Below are 20,526 nucleotides of genomic sequence, written 5' to 3'. Positions count from 1 at the left end.
TCCATCTCTATTCTAATGAGTATGCTCTTCTCTGTTCTTTGGCCTGCCTGCTGACGATATACAGAATCACTGATCCTAGTGCCGCACTGATCGTGCAAGCCAGATACATCAGTGATGGACCGCCGGAATCGAGTAAATATCCGTTAAGCATATTACCAACAATTCCGCCCAGGCCAGCAAACACCATGTTAAATAAACTTTGTCCTGTGGCCTGCATTTCCCGTCCCGTAACCGAAGCCACATATTCCACTGCTGCGATATAAAAGAATCCGAAGGATAACCCATGCAGCACCTGAACGCCAATCATGACCTCAGGCGTCGGCCATAGCCATTGTATCCCCCAACGTAACATATAGGCCCCCGCTGCAAGCAGCATCGTGCGTTCATGCCCCCATTTTCGGAGTATGAATGCCGCTGCCAACATGGATGGAACATTGGTAATCGACGCAAGCAACAACGCCGTACCTGTCATGGTTACAGAACCGCCAGCCATCTGAAATGAAATAACAAAAAAGGAGTTAAACGCAGTGAGCGTTTGGTTAACCAGGAAACAACCTGTTAGAAATAGAAGGAATGTCCGGTTTCGGAGCAATCTTGCCAAACCTACGGAGAAGGTTACCGAGGACGAGGATATGCTCGTCTGCCGGGGAAGTGTACTTGCCAGTATAGCGCTCAGAATGTTAAACAGGAGAAATGGCAGCCATAACATGTGAATGGAAAACTGGGAGAGATACATCCCTGCGGCAAATCCCCCAACTCCCGTTCCTATGCTGCCGAAGAGTCGGATCATGCCATATGAGGTGTTCGCGGCTCTCGCAGCTGTAACCGCATAGGAGTCAGCAACGGGTATTTGAGTCACTTGGAATATAGTGCATAAAGTATAAATCAATATTAATATAAAGTACACTTGAATATTGTAGAAATACGCTAACGATGCAGGAACAAGCAGGCTTATCACCAGTACGAACCGTGTCTTTTTAAACTTATCTACCAGAATTCCCCATATAGGTTGAAGAATAATGGATACAAGTGTGCCAAACGCCATAATAAATCCGGTTTCTTTACTGGAAAAACCTTGTGCAACCAATATGGGATTAATGTACGGGTTAAACATACCCCCGGCAAGCCCCATAAACAGATATAGACCCTGTAATTGGAGTAAAACACGTTTTGCATCATTGGAATCGGCTTTTATTTTCTCTGTGTAAGCCTTCATATGTCTACTTCTCATCCGGATCTCCATCCTTTATTTCTGTAGTTGCTTCGCCTATTCTCTATTTTTATGTGCGTGTCAGACTCGACTTGATTGCAGCCAATGCCCCGATTGCTCCTGCTTTGTTCCCTAGTTCAGCTACAGCTAAAAGTGTAGGCAGAACAGTGTAACGTTGGAGGCGTGTGCGCATTTCATTTAGATAATAGGATGGGTTGGATGCAGCCACGCCACCACCGATCACTATAATGGAAGGATTGAGTAAAGCCGTAATATTCGCCAGACCTCTCGCCATATAACGCATGGGTAGTTCCAGAATCTCCAGGGCAGCAAGATCACCCGACTCCGCTGCTTTGAATACATGCCTGGCTTCAATCTGTTCCGCTTCCCCTCCTGCCAGACTCATGATCAGGGATAAGGAACTTCCCTTTCCAGCAGCAAAATAACGCCTCGCCTGTTCGGTAATTCCCGTACCTGAAGTCACTTGCTCAAATACGCCAAAGGAATCCGCATCCGCAACATAACCGGTATGAAGCCCTTCGTCTCCTGCAATGAAATGCCCAATCTCACCTGCTGCTCCATTCTGGCCGCTATAGAGCTGTCCATTCAGGATAAGAGCAGATCCAATGCCTGTTCCAACCGTGACCATTACGCAGTGTTGATGTCCCTGTGCTGCCCCTTGATCATACTCGCCCATTGCGGCCATATTCACATCATTATCCAACATGATATTCCCGCTGTAATACTTCGCAATAACAGGGCGAATATCTAGCTCAGGCCACTGAAAAGCGGGAGCATTTCGCAGTATCCCCTCCTCTTGCAGAATCACACCAGGGAATCCCAAGCCTGCACCTTTAAGTTGATCCAGACTGCATCCAACTTCGCGGCAGAATATTTCCAATTCAGTGAATAACCATCGGAAGAACTCATCCGGCTGATCACTGGCAAGCGTAGGCAAGATACGTTCATGAACTTCATTTCCAGCCTGTTGTGATGACAAGAGCATTAATGTTTTGGTGCCTCCAATGTCAATACCTGCAATCCAGCCGGATAGATCACCTCCAACCGTACCATTCTGATTGGTCTGATAATTATTACTTACGTTTTTCACGGATTCTGTCATGCCTTTTCCCTCCTCACATGTTGTATATCCAATCTCTTATTCCATGGCTTCCTGCTGAAGATTCAGCATCGTTTGTTGTATGGCCACCTGTACCGCGCCAGTGACAACAGCCTGCTCACCAAGCTTGGAACAGATTAACTGTGGTTGCACAGGGAATTGCTCAGAGATGATCTGCCTCAGTAAAGGCAATAACACATCACCGTTCCCTCCTACACCTCCGCCAAGCACAATGAGATCTGGAGCAAGCACAACGCTAATCTGACGCAGAGCGGAAGCAATCTTCTGGCTGTATTGTTGTAGAATGTCTAACGCCTCTACTTCTCCACTGCGCGCAGCTTCAAATAACTTCTCGGGAGTCAGGTGTCTGTGAAGATCATCTGCACCCGAATCAGCAGCCTCCAATAATAGTTCATCATGCTGATCTAGATAATCTTTCGCCAGTTGCATCAGACCATCAGCGGACAGCACTTCCTCCAGACGTCGGCCATCGTCCACCAGCATCTCTGCGATCTCTCCAGTTAAGCCACCTAAACCTCGAAGCAGTTGGCCATGTACCATGATGCCAGCGCCTGTCCCTGTACCGATGGAGAAAAAAACAAACAAGGGATATTCTGCTGCTGCACCACTCCGATACTCCCCAAGCGCTGCAAGATTCACATCATTTTCCAGAATAACTTCACAGGGAAAAGCTCCTGACAACGACTCTAGAGAGAAAGCTTCTTCCAGACCCGCTAACGAGTCCACAATACGATGGATACGCCCTGATTCAGGCAGCACTACGCCTGGTATACCAAACCCGATGCACTGAATCTGATCCCAGTTCAGATGATTCTCATCAAGCAGTTCGTTCATATGGCTTCGAAGAAGCTCCAACATCGTCGCTTCTCCTCGCTCATAAGCTCCTTGAACAACCATGGGATATGTTCGATAGGCAATGATCTCTCCATTCAGATCGGATAATGCAATCCGAATACGAGTTGCGCCGATATCTATCCCACAGACATAATAAGCCGTTTCGTTGAAACGAATGAGGGTTGCTTTTCGACCCTGAGCGTTGTCAGCTGGCCCCATTTCCCTCACCAGATTACGGTCAATCAGATGTTCGACTGCCAAAGATACTGTTGGTTTACTGAGTCCGGTCTGACGGCTGATATCCGCTCTCGACATGGTTCCCTGAGTTATGAGGGCATCCATGATGAGATTTTCATTCAGATTGCGGATATACTGCGGTGTGCCAGCCATGTTATCGCCTCCTCTTATAGTTAGTTAGCATTTTTCATAATTCGATTAAAGTCGCTCTCGGGTACAAAATATAGACGAATATCACCGTTTCGATCTATATCTTGCTGATTGTAAAACGCTCTTGGAAATTATGCTAAATGCTTAGTTAGTTAGGTTTATTAACAAATTGATTAAATTCAATATATCATCGTGTTTGGTAGGTGTACAGCTTTTTGTCATTGCACTCTTTTAGTAGAAAGTTTTACTAGAAAGAACCAACCTCCACCTGTAACACAGAAGCCCAATAAAGGAATTATTATACAATAATAGACGTTTATACATTTCCGAAACAGTGACACGCTCATAGAATACCTTATCACGATCAGGGAGGTTTTAATATGTATAGAAAACATCATAAATGTCATCATCCAAGACCAAAGTGTTTTTACAAAAAAATTACGAAAACTTGTGTTACCAAAGTTAAATATGTCCCTACAAAGTGTAAAAAACACTGTCATGTCACTGTTGAATATTGTGGAGTCAAAAAAAGAAGACATTACTAATACTCTTTTGCCCTTCTCTTCGGAGAAGGGTTCTTTCTTAATTGAACTAGATTAATATCGGATACCATTAACCTATCAAAAAAGTTGCGGTGATATTCACCGCAACTTTTTTCTTCCTTATATACATATATTCATCAAGTTTTAGAGAGTTCAATAAATCCTTCACCGAAAACATCACGCACGTCATGAATGGTGATAAAAGCAATCTCATCTTCTGCTCGGACAATCTTCTTCAGCATTGAAACTTCCTGTTTGCTAATCACAATGTATAGAATTTCTTTCTTATTTTTTGTGTAATAGCCATGACCGGACAGGACGGTTACTCCGCGATCCATCTTCTCAATGACTTGCTTCGCGATTTCATCCTGTTTGGAAGAGATAATCATGACTGCTTTTTTCGGATTGAGCCCTTCAATAATGAACTCCATTGTTTTGGTTCCAACAAACAGCAAGACAATTGTACACATTAATCCTTGCGGTCCAATGATGAAGTATGAGGAGAAAGCCACAATCAGATCGAAGAACAGAAGTCCGTAACTGATATTCCAATCCAGATATTTGTTGGCAAGTCGGGCCAAGATCACTGTTCCCGCCGTTGTGCCTCCTACTCTAACAATCAAGCCAATACCAAGACCGGCAAATAATCCAGCAAAAATGGTATTGATCCAGAGTTCATCCGATGCAATCGTCCAACTCTCCGTCAGATGCAGGAACAACGAATTGAATACCACTGCAATAATCGTATATACCGTAGTCGTTTTATCAAGAAACCGATATCCCACAATTAACAAAATACCGTTCAGGATCAAGTTCATCAGTCCAGGGGACCATTCAAACAGGTAATACAAAATAATCGTGATACCCGTGACGCCGCCTTCAGCCAAATCGTTCGGGATGACAAACAGGTTCACCGCCAGTGCAAACAGAAATGCACCTGCCATAATAAATAGGATATCCGTAATTCGTTTCTTCATTATGCATTCCATCCAATCCATCAGAAATCAACCTAATCGACCCGTCTCATAAGTTGTCATAATCACTCAAGGATAGATTTTACCATGCTCACAACAAAATTTGTATACATAATACAAATTGTTGCGTAATTTGTGCAAAGGAATTAGTAAAACCTGCTCTTCTGTCTTCTGCAGAGCTATTGAGCATCATACACCCATGACAAATGTCATGGTCCGTCATTGATATTCATCATTACAGAAGGCTGACGTTTATGACTTACTGTCATGTTCGGATTGTTTTACAATGATAAAAACGCTTCCTACAGGAAAGTCTAGCGGGAAACGCCAAGTTGTAGCTGATTACAGTTATAACGATTGAAGGAGGACACAATTTTATGAACAGATCAAAAGAAATGGCCTTAAAAAAAGAAGTTACCCCTTACGAAAAAAATGATCTCAGACTAAGTATCCGCCAGTTAATCAATACATTGCTCCCGCTCTTCTTGTTATGGGCTGCAGCTTACTTTAGCTTATCGGTTTCCTACTGGCTGACCTTCCCGATTGCCTTGGTGGCATCCGGATTTGTACTGCGGACCTTTATTATTTTCCATGACTGCTGCCATGGTTCATTCTTCAAGAGCAAACGCGCCAACGATATTCTCGGTACCATTACTGGTGTATTAACAGTGACACCCTATCAGCAGTGGAAAAACGAGCATTCTATCCATCACGCAACAAGCAGTAATCTTGACAAACGTGGTGTAGGTGATATCTGGGTTATGACGGTTGACGAATATAAAGCAGCTTCTCCTTGGGGTCGTCTCTTCTATCGGATTTATCGTAACCCGTTTGTATTGTTTTGTATCGGACCCATTTACGTGTTTCTGTTGGCTTACCGTTTTAACCGCAAAGGTGCTAGACGTAAAGAACGTATCAATACACACCTGACTACCGTATTGATCGTAGTGCTCTATGCATTCATGTCCTGGTTAGTCGGATGGCAGGCTTTTGTAATGGTGCAGGCACCTATCTTCTTCTTCTCCGGTTTCTTTGGTATCTGGCTGTTCTACGTTCAACATCAGTTCGAAGAGACGTATTTTGAACATGAAGATGAGTGGAGTTATGTAAAAGCAGCTGTTGAAGGCAGTTCTTATTACAAATTGCCAAAATTATTGCAATGGATCAGTGGTAATATCGGGTTTCACCATGTGCATCACTTGAGCCCACGTGTACCTAACTATTTCTTGGAAGAAGCACATAACGCAACACCACCTTTGCAAAAAGCAACGACTATTACACTACGTTCCAGTCTGGTTGCCCTGCGCTTCCGTCTGTGGGATGAAGATTCTAAACAGTTTATTAGCTTCAGACAGCTCAAAAAGCTATCCCGCAAGCCGTATGTTCAACCGCCTATCCGAGTAACCAATCCAGCGGGTCTGACAGAGAAGCCTTAACTCTGTCGGATTCGTTTTCTTGTGTTCAAGCCATAGTCATGCTACAGTCATGCTAAAGTTGAGTACAAGTTTGAGGAGGAGAATTCCATTCAAAAGTGGATGCAAAATTTTTATAAAAAAACAGGGTTGAACCTTTATGTATGGCTCGCCTTTTTCATCCTACCATTCTATTTTATATCGCAATATTCTAAATTATGGACGATGGTAACCGGCATCATCATTATCCTCGTTTTCTTCGTCTGTTACCTGCTCGCCTTCATCACCAAGGGCTGGCAGGTGTACATGTGGATTGGAATGCTTATTGCCATATCCATTACGATGACGATCGCCTATGATTATGCGTATTTCTCATTGTTTCTTGCTTTCTTTATTGGGAATATTAAAAATAAAGCCGGTTTCTTCACCCTCTACTCGGTGAACCTGGGAGCCAGTTTCGTAACCATTAATTACGGTTTCATTAATCAGAGTTCTCTGTTGGTGAGCCAACTCCCGTTTGTATTCATCAGCTTAATGGCCTCCATCCTGCTCCCAATCAGTACGTATAACAAAAACAAAACTGAACATTTGGAAGGCCAATTGGAGAATGCGAACAAGCGACTTGATGATCTCGTAAAAATGGAAGAACGCCAGCGTATCGCTCGTGACCTGCACGATACACTTGGACAGAAGCTCTCTTTGATCGGTCTGAAAACCGATCTGGCGAGACGGCTGCTCCGCAATAATCCCGATCAGGCCGAGATTGAATTGAACGACCTCAGACAAACGGCAAGTACAGCTCTGAAGGAAGTCCGGGAAATGGTCACCACTATGCGTGGTACACAATTGGTCGATGAACTGTTCCGGGCGGAGCAGATTCTGAAGGCCGCTTCGATTGAATTTGTGCTGGAAGGTAATCCGAAGTTACAGGATACGTCACAATTGAATGAAAATGTGCTCGGTATGTGCTTGAAAGAAGCTGTCACGAATGTCGTCAAACACAGTCAGGCAACAACCTGTACTATCATCATTAAGGAAACACTAGCGGATAATGTAGTAACCGTTCAAGATAACGGTGTTGGAATAGAACGAACTCGCAAACAGGATCGGCGCGGAACAGGAATTTTGGGCATGAAGGAACGACTTGAATTTGTGAACGGATGTCTGGATATTCCCTCTGCGACAGACATCCCGGGTACAGCGATCATTATTCATGTTCCGAAACTCGTTCGCAAACCGATAAAGGAGGCAGAATCATGATTAGAATTGTAATCGCGGAAGATCAGCGCATGATGCTCGGCGCCTTGTCCTCCCTCCTCAATCTGGAGGAAGATATGGAAGTCGTCGGACGTGCCAGCAACGGCCAGGAAGCCCTTGCCCTTGTCCAAGAGCTCGCACCAGACATCTGTCTGATGGATATAGAAATGCCTGTAAAAAGCGGCCTTGAAGCCGCAGAAGAACTCAAAGGAATGAGCTGTAAGGTCATTATCCTGACCACTTTTGCCCGGACCGGATATTTCGAACGTGCCCTAAAGGGCGGTGTCCGTGGTTACCTGCTCAAAGACAGTCCAATTGAAGAACTTGCCGAGTCGATCCGCCAAGTTATGAATGGCAGACGTATCTTCGCTCCCGACTTGGTAGATGAAGCTTATGTAGAAGAAAACCCACTGACAGAACGGGAGAACGCTGTACTAGGCCTCATGGCAGATGGGAAAAACACCAAGGAAATCGCCGGGCATCTGTTCATTACAACGGGAACGGTGCGTAACTACATCTCCATTATTCTCAACAAGTTAAATGCCAGTAACCGCATTGAGGCCATCACTCGCTCCAAGGAAAAAGGGTGGTTCAAATGAAAGTACCGCTTTAACCCATTGAAACAAAAATAAGCATGTACCCCGGCTGCATAAGCTGCGATAACATGCTCAAAATAAAAAGCTTGGCCCAGCACTTCCTGGGCCAAGCTTTTTTAGGTGTATCGTAACAATCCCACACTCATCTCTTCTACATAGCAGAATATCCGTAAAACACTCAAGATTTATTTCACAGATACAACCATGCCAAGAGCTTCTAATGGCACTTGATCGGTCTTAAACTGATGAATTTGGTTACCGTCCTGCCATGAGATCGTTACAAGAACAGACTGTCCACCACTTGGATATTCAACCTTGATATACCCTTTATCTTTAGGTACAGGCAAGGTATGTAACTCCAGGTACTCCACCATTTTTTTCGCTATGCCCGGATTATTCATTTCATCTTCGGATACCGAACGAATTTCCAGCGTCCATCTACCTTCTTGCCAAGTCAGATATTGACTGCCTGCGGCACCTTCACTCATGCCTTTGATGCCATGTCCCAGATCCACAGCCATATCTGCTGGAATATCTTTCAGGTCCGTCTCAGGGAATATTTCTGGCTGATCCGGGTCCTTATAGGTCTTCACTTCATAGGAAGCCAGTACAGGTATCTTACTGTCGGATGCAGTTAAAGATTGATCATTAATGGCAACAGACTGAGTGGTAGCGTAGAAGTTTACCTTAAATGCATCCGCAGTATTGGACAGTATTGCCGCCCCCAAAGATGTACCCTTGTCCAATGTGAATGAAGTGGGTAACGCTGCATCCTTCATCTTCAACTGGTTGCGAACTTGCTTGATCACATCATTCACACCTGAATGACCAGTGGCAACTTGGTTGTCATTTGCCTTCGATCCTGATGTGTCTACATTATCTGTTGTGCCCGTATTCTCTTTGGTTCCTGTTTCATTTTCATTAGAGAAATCAGCACCACCGCTGCCGGTCTCGGTCTGCTCCCCCACTGTTGTTGTTGGTGAAGAGCTATTCTCTGATGATGCTGCATTTGAATCCGGTCCGCCACATCCTGCCAGAGCAAGTAAAACGGCTGTCGTTACTGGAATCATGATCCATAATGGCTGTTTCTTCATGATGTGTACCTCCTTCGTTGTAGCCAATCTAAAAATTCAAAAGATTAACGCTTGTCGTTCCAGAAGTTAACCGGCTGTACTTTTTTGCTTAATACTTCAAAACGATACCCTTCTGCCTTCAATGTTTTCAATACTTGCGGTAATACTTTCAGCGTTGCTTCCTGGTCGTGCATAAGCACAACAGGTGTTGTTCCGCTCTTTTGCACATTGTGGATCTGCTTCATTACACTGTTATAGACTTTCTGGTGATCCTTCTTGTATTTCCAATCTTCCGAGTCGACATTCCAATCCCATAGATGGAATCCACCCTGGCCCAGAAGTACACTACGGAACGCAGGCTTGAGGTATGGTTTACTACCGTATGGCGTCCGCACGAGACTTGTTTTAACTCCGGCAACCTTGTTCAGACTTGCATTGGCCTGTTGCATTTCTTTCAATCCGCTATATGCAGATTTATAGAATTTGCCTGGAACGTGAGTCACACCATGCAGACCCAATCCATGCCCGTCAGCTACGATACGTTTGGTAGCCTTCTGAAATTGCTCCATTTGAGGTCCCAGCATGAAAAACGTTGCCTTCGCATGATATTGATCCAGAATATCCAGTAACTGACCCGTATGAGCAGTTGGCCCATCATCAAACGTCAGGTATATGATTTTGGAATTTGCTTTGCTTGCACCATCCTTGGATGCAGCTGATTTGGCAGATACCGACTGCGGCAATAATAGTGGAATGATTAATAAAATAGCAAGTGTGACCATGATAGATTTACGAATATGTAGCATAATTAAAAGTCTCCCTTGTGTGTTAAATTTCCCCGGGTGTCCATGTTTTTCTACCTTCATCCCTTGGCGATTAATCCTAATACTATCAAAGATAGTGGCTCCTGTTCTCGCTCCAAAGGCTACGGTAGAGTTACACTTTTGTCAGATAAACCTAAAATTTAATACGAATTTGATAGATTTGCGCAAAATAAGATCCCGTCAGGATAGATCAATTGTGACATATCCTCTATTACCCACATTCAGAATTTTGATAGACCTTTCCTCCAATTCAAGTAAATCTATACAATCATTAAATATCGTTGCATGCAAAAAAACCTGCACAAGTGCAGGCTTCTTTGTCTTCAATCAGCATATGGCATCAAACCATCATCCCTTGCAAGGGGATTGCCCCCATTGCTTTCAGGATCATTACCTCATGCTGTATGTAAATGGTGTTTTGACGCTGGAATCTTCTCGACTCCCAACATGCATTTATTCAGCAGGAGCAGTGAACGAACGTTTGCCAAACTCGGCATCCAGCATGTAGAAGGCATTGCTGTCTTTTTCAATGCGGCGCAGCTTCTGAATAATATTGTCAAACAAAGCTTCCTCTTCAACCTGCTCATCAATGAACCATTTCAGGAAATACATCGTTGCATGTTCACGTTCATTCAGAGCGATGTCAGCCAGATTGTAGAATTTTTTCGTGTTTTGCTGTTCATGAGCATAACCATGCTCAAACACATCCAGCATCGAAGCATATTCATTCTTCGGTTCTGGCAAAGCCTCAAGTGTGGCACGTTGCCCACGATCATTCAGGAATTTGTATATTTTCATGCCATGGAATCGCTCTTCTTCCGCTTGCACGATGAAGAAGTTCGCAAATCCATCCAGACTTTTGCTGGAACAATAGGCTGCCATAGCCAGATATACATGAGCGGAATAAAACTCAAAGTTCATCTGTTCATTTAAAGATTCTGTTAACGTTTGGCTCATAATCAAAACACCTCTTTCTTTCTCTAGGGATGGTTATATTCTAACATAACGTAAGCAGGACTTACACCGATTTTCTACAAAATTCGCCAAGGACTGAACGAACAAAAAAGCTCTGCCGCGATGGCAGAGCTTCTTTCATTCTTTAGAGATATGCAATTATACCAAGAACGCTTTGGAGATGATAACCAACAGGATGAACAGAACCAGAATGGCACCTACAGAAGTGAAACCTCCGTATCCGTAGCCTCTTGTTTCTCCACCTAATACTTCGCTCATTGACCGTACCTCCTCTGCAACAGGTATGGGTTATCTTATGCAGGAAGAACGACTTTGACAGGGCGGATGCCCTAATTATTCAGATTGCTGTTTTTTTCGTTCAGTACCGGGGAGATTGCACACGCATGATATCCAGAAAAGGTACCTTCGCTGTGAACTCTTCTTCGGTATACTCTACATGCACAAGTCGTGTACGGGAGTCCATTTTGACGATGACTCCTTGCACCTGATCTTCTTTGCCCCATACCGTCAACAGTACTTCCGAACGTTCCCGAAAAGCTTCAACCAGCTGGTTTCCCAACTCTTCGAGTTCAAACTCATCCCGTGTAGGTCTTTTTGCTACTTTTGCTTTTGCCAATGTGGCTGCCTCCTCTACTCCGACGTCCCGATTCCACGGGTTGATTGCCGAGTTCATATTCAATTAGTATACCATTCATTTACGTTCGTGTAATCTCATGGCAACCAGAATGAGCAAATTCCTCAGGCAAGTTACCGTTAACCGTGATACCTCCTATTCTTCTCTATACTCCACAATGATGCTGTACTCATTCGATCGGGTTTCGCCAGCCCGTTTTTGTCCATTCCATTCATACGTGTACCTGGCAATCAAGTCTCCTTGCAGCGTCCCCACCTTCTCAGAAGCTAACTTCGCTACATACGAGATGTTTTTTTCCGTTCCAGGCTCAATCACGCCCACATGCAGAACCCGTGGTGTGGAATACTCTGATATGCTCAATTGGAGCTCACCCGTAGCTTGACCAAGCCATCTGGCACCCTCAGGTAAAATGCTCCCAAGTTGTACACGTGCCGGCAAATTACCCGTATTCCCCACACGTACCTGAAAAGTGACGGTACCTCCCTGCTCGACCAATGTGGGTGTCACTTGAACATAAGCCTGAATTATCGGCGCTTTCAATTCGACCACAGCTTCATTGGATGTAATCATCCGCTGCACTGACCGTGAATCTGGCAATCGAAATGTATACATCAGGCTAGCATGATTCACATACCTGTAGTCATCAGGCATCGATTCATCTCGATCTGGAAGTTTCGCTTCGAACTGAATATTCAGAACCGACCGGGCTGTCAACGTCCCCAGATTAAGCCCTTTAGCCAGATTGGTTCCGGGACGTTTAACCCCATTCCAGCGCAGGCTGCCTTCGACAAATGTCACACCTGTGGGCAGTCCATCCAGGAGAGTTCCATCGACCGCATAACTGCTTGCATTGGAGACGGTAATATTATATTGGACGACATCGCCTAATGTGGCCGTTACCGGGAGCACACTTTTCACCACAGAGACCTGGGGCTGTATCACTTCCAGGGTAACCTGATTGGAGTAGACCGTCTCCTGCTGTCCTGCCGAGATATACGCCAGTACAGCTACACTTGATATTCCGTTTGCATCGCTTCCCCCAATAACCTGAACCCGATATTGTATTCTAATTGAGCTTCCGGGTAAAATCTCTCCAAGTTGTATGCCCGTATCAGGCGTTACTTGTGGCGCAAACATTTCATCTACGATGACACTCGCAGGTATAAAAACAATACCTTGTGGCAAAGAAATCGTTACTTGGGCATTCGTGGCTGCAATAAAACCCGGATTGCTAACGATGACGGTGTACATGACAATATCCCCTGAGAAGGTATAGATGTGATCAGCCTGAAAGGAGATCTCCAGCCGGGATGAGACCAGATTGACCTCCACGATATTGGATTGTTCCATACCTGTAACCGTTCTGCCTTCCGGTGTCAAAAACTCATAGTTAACCTGTGCCTGATTCAGCAGCTTCAGTGTCTCAGGTAAACGCAAGATTACAACTTGGAAGTGGTATCGCAACGTGGCTCCGGGCGCGATTTCAGCTGGAGGCAATCCTCTCTCCGGTGATGCTCCCGGTAACGGAATACCATCACGCAGTACACTGTTGGGAAGCAGTGCCGTCTCTGCAGATAGCTGATCCAATAGGTACACTAGGGCCGTAAGATTTCCGGTGTTAACAATTTCAACACGGTAGATAAGAGACTGCCCTAAGGCAGCCTCCGTGACATTGCAGACTTTTCTGACTTCAAGCCTGGGGCCGATCCACGGTGTTACAACCGTATTCGAATAGGATACCTGTTCCAGTTCAGTCGCACCAGAGCTGAATCGAACCAGGGACTGATTCTTTAGCCAGTGGGACAACGGACCGGAAGATTGGCTCATATCACCACAACCTCTACTCTGAATGTAACCGTAACGGAAGCACCCGCAGCAATCGAACCAAGCGTGATGCCTGTATTCGGATTCCCTGTTGGTCTTGGCACACCATCCACCGTAACACTTCCTGGCACAAATACTGTACCGACAGGTACCGGGTCAACCATGACCACATTATTCACCACTTCAATGCCGCTATTGGTTACTACAACCGTATAGGTGATTACATCACCGACAACAGCATCAATGGCACTTGTACTTTTGGCAACAACAACATTTGGTGCAGATACCGGGATAACCAGAACATTCGAAGATACGGTCCCCGTCAACAGACGGCCATCGGGTGGACTAAATGTATAGTTGGCCACCGCCTGGTTAACCAGTTGCTGATCCTGCGGCAACGTATCTACAGTCACCTCGAGGGTAACCGTTACAATAACCGTACCTCCGGACGGTATGGTACCCACAACGATACCCGTCTCTGGATTGGCACCTGGCTGTGGAACACCATCAATCAGAACACTGTTGGGAAGCAGTACGGCTCCATTCGGTATATTGTCCGTTAATGTCAAACTTGCATCCAGATTCCCGCTATTGTTAATGGCAAAAGAATAGGTGATGGTGTCACCAATGGTTGCATTGGAGGTGCTCCCTGTTTTGGTTACGGCAATAATCGGCTGATAGATTGGTGTTACAACCGTATTGGAATACGCTGCTCCCGAGAAAACACCCGATGTGAAACTTACGGAAGACTGACTGCTCACTTGTGGTGGTGTTGGAAGCGTATTGACCCGTACTGCATACGATACCGCTATCGATGCTCCAGGCGCTAAACTACCAAGGGCTATGCCCAGCGCCGGGTTTGCCAAGGCCCGTGGGACGCCGTCCACCAGAACACTGCCTGTAACAAATGTGGTGGCTGGGTTAATCGGATCGGTGATCACAATGTTGTTTACCGGGTCAATTCCTTCATTGGTCACAACCATTTCATACACAATCGTGTCGCCTACCACGGCATCAACTACCGAAGCCGTCTTAACTACACTCACGTTCGGAGCAGATACTTGAATGTTGAGTGCGTTGGACGTAATCGTGCCTCCAAGTGTTCTACCATCAGGTAATGTATACGAAAATGTCGCAGAAGCCTGATTGGTAATGGACTGGCTCAAAGGTAACGTCACAATCACAACGGAGAAGGTAACCAGAGTTGTTGTGGAAACGACACCAAGCGGAATACCCGAAGCTGGATCTGCACCTGGTGCAGAAGCCCCGTTAATAATAACGCTATTTGGAACAAACTCTGTTCCTGCCGGAATGGTATCCGTTAACGTGACAGATGCCCCATAGTTCCCGGCATTGGAGATGGCGATGCTGTACACAACGGTATCCCCTACCGTTGCTATCGTCTGATCTCCCGTTTTGACTGCCGACAGAATAGGTTGATAGACCGGAGTTGTAACTGTATTGGAGAATGTGGTCGCTGAGAAAACACCTGATGTAAAGCTGACAGTAGACTGATTGTTTAACACTGCACTTGCCGGGAGCGCCGTAACCTGCACACTAAATACAACGGTTACCGTAACACCAGGTGCGATGGAACCAAGTGTTATTCCCGTAGAAGGATTGGCACCAGGGCGCAGAACACCATCGACAAACACGCCGGTTGGCGCAAGAACGGTACTTGTCGGCACTGCATCCGTGAAAACCACATTGTTGACCGTTGCAATTCCGTTATTGGTTACAGCGATGCTATACGTTACGATATCACCAACTGATACCGCCGTTGAAGTTGTGGATTTGACGACATCAACATCCGGTGCCGATACGGTAATGGTCAACACATTGGATAGAACAGACTCCGTGATGTTTCGCCCATCCGGCAATGTATATGATAGAGCCACCGAAGCCTGATTCACCAGTTGTTGCGGACTTGGCAGCGTATCAACAACTACTGAAAAGGTAATGGTGGTCGTAGCTCCGGGAGCCACATTACCTGCGGGGATGCCCGTTGCTGGATTTCCTGCTGGCAGCGGTTGACCGTTCACAATAACGCTATTTGGCACAAGGATGGTTCCGGCTGGAAGGTTATCTGTCAGGTTAATCTGGGCTCCATAGTTTCCCTGATTGCTCACGGTTATCGTGTAGCTGACTGTATCCCCAACGGTAGCATTTTGTGTACTGGCTGTTTTTTGTGCTGAAAGAATAGGCTGGTACACCGGAGTGACCACGGTATTTGAAAAGGTTGTGCTTGAGAATGTACCTGAGGTAAAACTGACCGTAGAGCGATTGCTCAACTGATCACTTGGCGGGATCGCGTCGATACGGATACTGAATGTGACCGTCGCGGACGTTCCGGGCCCCAATGTACCAAGGGGTACCCCACCTGCCGGATTGGCTCCGGGTTGCGCAACCCCATTCACTGTGACACTCCCTGTAACAAAAGAGGCTCCAGCTGGAATCGGGTCTGAAAACTGAATATTGTTCACCGGTGCAATTCCGCTGTTGGTCACCAGAATGGAATAGGTCACTGTATCTCCTACCGTAGCCGCAGTGGAAGCTGTGCTTTTGACAACAGCGACGTTTGGTGACGAGACCGGGAACGTGAGTGTATTCGAAGTGGCTGAGCCAGTCAACGTCCGCCCATCTGGAGGTGTAAATGTAAAGGATGATGTAGCAAAATTGCTAAGCTGCTGTGGGGATGGAAGTGAATCCACAACAACGGCAAACGTGACAACAGCCGTCGCCCCCGCTGCTACAATGCCTACCGGAATACCTGTTCCTGGTGTTACTCCCGGCTCTGGCACACCGGATACAACCACACTGTTGGGTACAAAAGTAGTCGCAGAAGGAATGTTGTCTGTGAGAGTAACATTTGCTTCCAGATTGCCAGCATTGCTGACCGTTACCGTGTATACAACCGTATCACCTACAGTTGCATTTACGGTATTTGCTGTTTTGACAAGTGAAATCTGCGGTTGTATGACCGGAGTCTGAGTGGTATTGGACGATGATGACCCTGAAAATGAACCGGATGTGAAGCTGACCGTCGACTGATTGTTAATCTGCGAAGGAATCGGCATGGTAATCGTCACCTCAAAAGTTACGGTAACCTCGGCTCCTGGAGCCAACGTACCGATTGGAATGCCGGCGGTCGGATTGGAGAGCGGGAACGAAGTCCCGTTCACAATGACACTTCCGGGTACAAATGGGGTATTCGAAGGAAGAGGATTGACATATACCACATTATTAACGGCTACTGTGCCGTTATTACGAATAACAGATGTGTATCGAATGACATCTCCGACTACGCCGTACTCTACATTGTCACTGTTGACAATCGTAACATTGGGCAGAGACACTGGAATAGTGATGGTGTTTGATGACGAGAGACCGGCAATCGTTCTCCCACTTGGGAGTGTGTAGGCAAATGAAGCAACCGCCTGATTAATTAACTGCCTTGCATCTGGCAAACTGGTAACCGTTGCAACAAAGGTGACCGTTGCACCTGAGCCCGCAGCAATCTCTCCTAGACTGATACCCGACTCCGGGCTGACTCCAGGTGTAGGTACGCCATTAATAATGACACTATTTGTGCTGAATACTGCTCCTGCTGGAATGGGATCTGTCAAGGTAACCGTTGCAGCTATGTTACCTGTATTGTTAATTTGGATGGTGTAATTAAACGTATCGCCTACAGTCAAACTTGTTGTACTTGCTGACTTCACCACTTGGATCACTGGCAGAAATATGGGGGTATTTACTGATATAGAAGAAGAAACACCGTTAAAACTGCCTGATGTAAATGCTGCATTGGCCTGGTTACTAACCAAACCCGTAGATGGAACGGAATTCACTCGGGTCTGATAGGTCACAGTTACACTGCTTGAGCTATTCAATGAACCCACTGCGATTCCCGCAACGGGGCTTGCGCTGGGAACAGCAGATCCATTAATCGTGACACTACCCGGGACAAATTCAGAGCCGGATGGTGCATCCGAAATCACCAGATTTTGTACTGTACTAATTCCTGCGTTTGTTGCAACAACGGTATACGTAAGCACATCTCCAACTGTCGCATCTGGTGTGTTTACTGTTTTACTAAGAGAAATATTGGGAGCCGATGCAGATATACGAACGATATTGGATAAGCTACTGCCTGAGAGATTCCTTCCACTTGGAAGCTGGTACGTATAACTTGCTGTCCCTTGATTCTCCAGTGTCGGGGGATTCGGGAGTGTGGTGAGTGTAGCGCGAAACACCACCGTAGCCGCAACTCCCGGCAGGAGGCTGCCCAGTGTTATTCCGGTTAATGGGCTTGTTCCAGGACGTGCAGTACCATTCACAGTTACCGAATTCGGGACAAACGTCAGCCCCGCTGGAATCGTATCCGTCACATTCACTTGAGTCGCTATATTCCCACTGTTCGTGACCACAAGTGTGTATGCAATCTGATCCCCCAGTGTCGCATTGGTTTGGCTTGCCGACTTGTTGATACCAACAACAGCTTGGTATACAGGGGTTGTAATGGAATTGGAGTTGGAAATGCCCGTGAACGAACCAGAGCTATAGGACACTACCGCTCGATTGACTAACGAACCTGAAGCAGGCAAAGACTGCACATTCACCTGAAACGTCACCGTCGCAGAACTTCCGGCCGCCAATGTCCCAATGGAGATACCACTGCTCGGATTCGCAGACGGTACAACAGTTCCCCTTACGGTTGCACTGCCGGGAACAAAAGTTATTCCAGCAGGGAGCGCATCTGTAAGTACCACATTGTTAATCACCTGAATACCGCTGTTGGTAGTAACTACGGTGTACGTGAAGGTCTCCCCGACAGCAACATCGGTGACTGATGCTGATTTTACCGTGGTCACATTGGGCAATGTTACCGGAATCGTTAAGGTATTCGAGGCGATGTTTCCCGTGATCGTCCGACCATCAGGTGAATTGAAGGAATAAGAAGCTGTCGCCTGATCCACAAGAGTCGGCGGTGTTGGCAAGCTTGTTACAAGTACCTGAAAAGTCACGGTATTGGCACTTCCTGCCGCGAGGCTCCCCAGATTAACGCCAGTAACCGGATTGGCGCCAGCAATCACATTTCCATTCAGACGAAAGCTGCCTGCTACATATGAGCTACCACTTGGAATGTTATCCCTCAATGTAACGTTGGCAGCAACATTCCCTACGTTGTTCACTTGCAGTGTATAGGTTACCAGGTCACCCACCGTGGCATTGGTGGTACTCGCCGATTTCACAATGGACAGGTTTGGCGAATAAACCGTAAGGGTGGAGTTGTTGGACGGAATAACTCCGGTAATGACCGGCCCCCCTGCTACACTTTGAAATGTAAAGGCTGCATTGGCCGAATTCACCAGTTGCAGGATGCTTGCATCCTGACCGATGAGTGCTCGATAGGTTACAACAACACTGCTGGATAAAGTTAACGAACCCAGCGGGATGCCTGCCGTCACATCAAGTGTTGGACGGGATACACCTGCAACCGTGACACTACCTGGAATAAAGGTAAGACCTGCAGGAAGTGAATCGGATAAAACAACACTGGCCGCACTCGCAGTGCCTGCATTGGTAACGGTAACCGAATATAGAATACTATCCCCGGCAACTGCACCGGCGGCGACCGTTGCCTTAGCCAATGTGATCTTGGGTGCATTAATATCAACTTGAATTGCATTGGCGTTGACAATGTAGGCATCCCCCGAGGTCGTTAATGTCAACACCGCAGATGACTGGTTATTAATCAGTCTTGCTGAAACATCCACATTGGTAATATCCCAGCCTTGACGTCCACCGATAATATTCGTACCTGGAGCTCCGTTGATCTGATTTCGTGTTCCAAACGTTCCTGTTGTATTAAGCGCTCCGGTATCTCCGTTAATCTGAGAGGCAAAAAAGTTCGCAGCTAGATTATTGGGCCCAGACAAAGCAACCGATGTAGCTGAGGTCGGCCCGAATAATGCCTGGTCACCGGTCCGGTTCGCGTCGCCCTCCTGTGCACTGAACAGTATTCTTCCTCCCAATACACCGGAAAGGGGCGTTGCAAATCCAGTCAGTGTGGTAACAACAGGTGGTGAAGTGGATTGAACGAGTACGCCCCCTGCACGCAAAGACATGTTGCGAAAAGGCAGATTGGGATTCTGATAAATGACTCCAAGTGTCCACCCCGCATGATTGGCCGTGGAATCATTTGTAATAACAATAGTCCCTACCACTGCTCCGGTGATATATGTACCTGCTCCCCCATTTTGTACAAGTGTGGTCACATTAGCGGAACGTACATAGCCAGCAGCACCGCCCCCCAGATCGAATTGATTGTAGGTAAGTGGATCAGGGGTAACACTGGAAGTCCCTGCGGGTGTAATAAACGTAACCGGATTGTTGATGGCAGCACTCAGGTTGACTGTACCATTAATGTAACTTCCGCCCCAGATCAATTCTGCATACAGAACGGTACTTCCAGCAGGTAGTGTAAGAATGGCTGCTGAACTGTTGCTCTGATACAGGCTTGTCGTTCCCAGTGGATAGGTGCCGTATTGGAGGCTGGTGTTGGTTGTGATAAAACCTCCAATACTATCCTGTGTTCCGGGTACTCCCGCTGTTTCCGAACGACTCAGTCCAAGCGTATTTCCTGTAAATGTAATTGCTCCCGTAGCATTAACGGTTGAACGAACGACAAGAGGAATGAAGATCACCTCCCCTTCATCAATGATTTCCTACATATGGAACGGAGCCATGTATATAGTCTATGAGTGTATTGTTGAGTTTTGTTTGTCCTCCATAAAAAGTTTGTGACAACTCGAAACTTCTGTGAGTCTTGTTCTCTCA

General features: G+C 46.2%; 14 protein-coding genes. 3 read left to right on the top strand and 11 right to left on the bottom strand.

Annotation, left to right across the window (positions count from 1 at the left end):
* Positions 1-7 precede the first annotated feature (7 nt).
* The 4 genes from MKY95_RS13850 to MKY95_RS13835 all read right to left on the bottom strand — a co-directional run bounded on the left by MKY95_RS13850 (position 8) and on the right by MKY95_RS13835 (position 5,091).
* Positions 8-1,231, bottom strand: coding sequence for an MFS transporter (locus MKY95_RS13850; RefSeq protein WP_243391424.1), 1,224 nt, complete (start codon positions 1,229-1,231; stop codon positions 8-10).
* Between the two features lie 49 nt (positions 1,232-1,280).
* A complete protein-coding gene (locus tag MKY95_RS13845) occupies positions 1,281-2,333 on the bottom strand; it encodes an ROK family protein (protein ID WP_339199255.1) in 1,053 nt (350 codons plus the stop codon).
* A 36-nt stretch (positions 2,334-2,369) separates the two neighbouring features.
* Positions 2,370-3,575: an ROK family protein gene (locus MKY95_RS13840; protein WP_339199252.1), complete on the bottom strand. Its 1,206-nt coding sequence runs from the start codon at positions 3,573-3,575 to the stop codon at positions 2,370-2,372.
* Between the two features lie 676 nt (positions 3,576-4,251).
* Positions 4,252-5,091 carry a YitT family protein gene (locus MKY95_RS13835; protein ID WP_017688839.1) on the bottom strand — a complete coding sequence of 280 codons (840 nt, stop codon included), beginning with the start codon at positions 5,089-5,091 and terminating at the stop codon, positions 4,252-4,254.
* A gap of 374 nt (positions 5,092-5,465) precedes the next feature.
* Between MKY95_RS13835 and MKY95_RS13830 the strand changes: the two genes are divergently transcribed.
* The 3 genes from MKY95_RS13830 to MKY95_RS13820 all read left to right on the top strand — a co-directional run bounded on the left by MKY95_RS13830 (position 5,466) and on the right by MKY95_RS13820 (position 8,356).
* Complete coding sequence (locus tag MKY95_RS13830; protein ID WP_076249560.1) at positions 5,466-6,524, top strand: fatty acid desaturase; 1,059 nt, start codon at positions 5,466-5,468, stop codon at positions 6,522-6,524.
* Between the two features lie 87 nt (positions 6,525-6,611).
* Positions 6,612-7,760 (top strand): sensor histidine kinase, encoded by a 1,149-nt coding sequence (locus tag MKY95_RS13825; protein ID WP_036670646.1) that lies wholly within the window; start codon positions 6,612-6,614, stop codon positions 7,758-7,760.
* The gene (locus MKY95_RS13820; protein ID WP_036608692.1) at positions 7,757-8,356 is read left to right on the top strand and encodes a response regulator transcription factor; all 600 of its coding nucleotides are present in this window, start codon (positions 7,757-7,759) and stop codon (positions 8,354-8,356) included. The genes MKY95_RS13825 and MKY95_RS13820 overlap by 4 nt, the downstream gene beginning before the upstream one ends.
* A 182-nt stretch (positions 8,357-8,538) precedes the next feature.
* On the opposite strand, the gene MKY95_RS13815 is transcribed toward MKY95_RS13820, so the two are convergent.
* The 7 genes from MKY95_RS13815 to MKY95_RS13785 form a co-directional block, all read right to left on the bottom strand.
* A complete protein-coding gene (locus MKY95_RS13815; protein WP_051449717.1) occupies positions 8,539-9,447 on the bottom strand; it encodes a hypothetical protein in 909 nt (302 codons plus the stop codon).
* A gap of 44 nt (positions 9,448-9,491) precedes the next feature.
* A complete protein-coding gene (locus MKY95_RS13810; RefSeq protein ID WP_036608702.1) occupies positions 9,492-10,232 on the bottom strand; it encodes a polysaccharide deacetylase family protein in 741 nt (246 codons plus the stop codon).
* A gap of 471 nt (positions 10,233-10,703) precedes the next feature.
* The gene (locus MKY95_RS13805) at positions 10,704-11,207 is read right to left on the bottom strand and encodes a ferritin (protein ID WP_036608705.1); all 504 of its coding nucleotides are present in this window, start codon (positions 11,205-11,207) and stop codon (positions 10,704-10,706) included.
* Positions 11,208-11,363: 156 nt separating this feature from the next.
* Complete coding sequence (locus tag MKY95_RS13800) at positions 11,364-11,483, bottom strand: hypothetical protein (protein WP_017688846.1); 120 nt, start codon at positions 11,481-11,483, stop codon at positions 11,364-11,366.
* A 100-nt stretch (positions 11,484-11,583) separates the two neighbouring features.
* On the bottom strand, positions 11,584-11,841 hold the full coding sequence (locus tag MKY95_RS13795) for a YolD-like family protein (RefSeq protein WP_036608707.1): 258 nt from the start codon (positions 11,839-11,841) through the stop codon (positions 11,584-11,586).
* A 153-nt stretch (positions 11,842-11,994) separates the two neighbouring features.
* Positions 11,995-13,686, bottom strand: a complete 1,692-nt coding sequence (locus tag MKY95_RS13790; protein ID WP_051449716.1) for a DUF11 domain-containing protein — start codon at positions 13,684-13,686, stop codon at positions 11,995-11,997.
* Positions 13,683-20,393: a hypothetical protein gene (locus MKY95_RS13785; RefSeq protein ID WP_339199247.1), complete on the bottom strand. Its 6,711-nt coding sequence runs from the start codon at positions 20,391-20,393 to the stop codon at positions 13,683-13,685. Before MKY95_RS13785 ends, MKY95_RS13790 begins: the two co-directional genes overlap by 4 nt.
* Between the last annotated feature and the right edge of the window lie 133 nt (positions 20,394-20,526).

Origin of the sequence: Paenibacillus sp. FSL P4-0176 (assembly GCF_037975265.1) — a bacterium.
Lineage (GTDB): Bacteria > Bacillota > Bacilli > Paenibacillales > Paenibacillaceae > Paenibacillus > Paenibacillus amylolyticus.
Note: the sequence above shows the minus strand (reverse complement) of the source record. Positions and strands in the feature narration are given on the sequence as shown.

Bases quoted from the DNA above. Each gene is read 5' to 3' on its own strand.
- MKY95_RS13850 (WP_243391424.1), bottom strand. From the start codon at position 1,231: ATGAGAAGTAGACATATGAAGGCTTACACAGAGAAAATAAAAGCCGAT.
- MKY95_RS13845 (WP_339199255.1), bottom strand. From the start codon at position 2,333: ATGACAGAATCCGTGAAAAACGTAAGTAATAATTATCAGACCAATCAG.
- MKY95_RS13840 (WP_339199252.1), bottom strand. From the start codon at position 3,575: ATGGCTGGCACACCGCAGTATATCCGCAATCTGAATGAAAATCTCATC.
- MKY95_RS13835 (WP_017688839.1), bottom strand. From the start codon at position 5,091: ATGAAGAAACGAATTACGGATATCCTATTTATTATGGCAGGTGCATTT.
- MKY95_RS13830 (WP_076249560.1), top strand. From the start codon at position 5,466: ATGAACAGATCAAAAGAAATGGCCTTAAAAAAAGAAGTTACCCCTTAC.
- MKY95_RS13820 (WP_036608692.1), top strand. From the start codon at position 7,757: ATGATTAGAATTGTAATCGCGGAAGATCAGCGCATGATGCTCGGCGCC.
- MKY95_RS13815 (WP_051449717.1), bottom strand. From the start codon at position 9,447: ATGAAGAAACAGCCATTATGGATCATGATTCCAGTAACGACAGCCGTT.
- MKY95_RS13810 (WP_036608702.1), bottom strand. From the start codon at position 10,232: ATGCTACATATTCGTAAATCTATCATGGTCACACTTGCTATTTTATTA.
- MKY95_RS13805 (WP_036608705.1), bottom strand. From the start codon at position 11,207: ATGAGCCAAACGTTAACAGAATCTTTAAATGAACAGATGAACTTTGAG.
- MKY95_RS13800 (WP_017688846.1), bottom strand. From the start codon at position 11,483: ATGAGCGAAGTATTAGGTGGAGAAACAAGAGGCTACGGATACGGAGGT.
- MKY95_RS13790 (WP_051449716.1), bottom strand. From the start codon at position 13,686: ATGAGCCAATCTTCCGGTCCGTTGTCCCACTGGCTAAAGAATCAGTCC.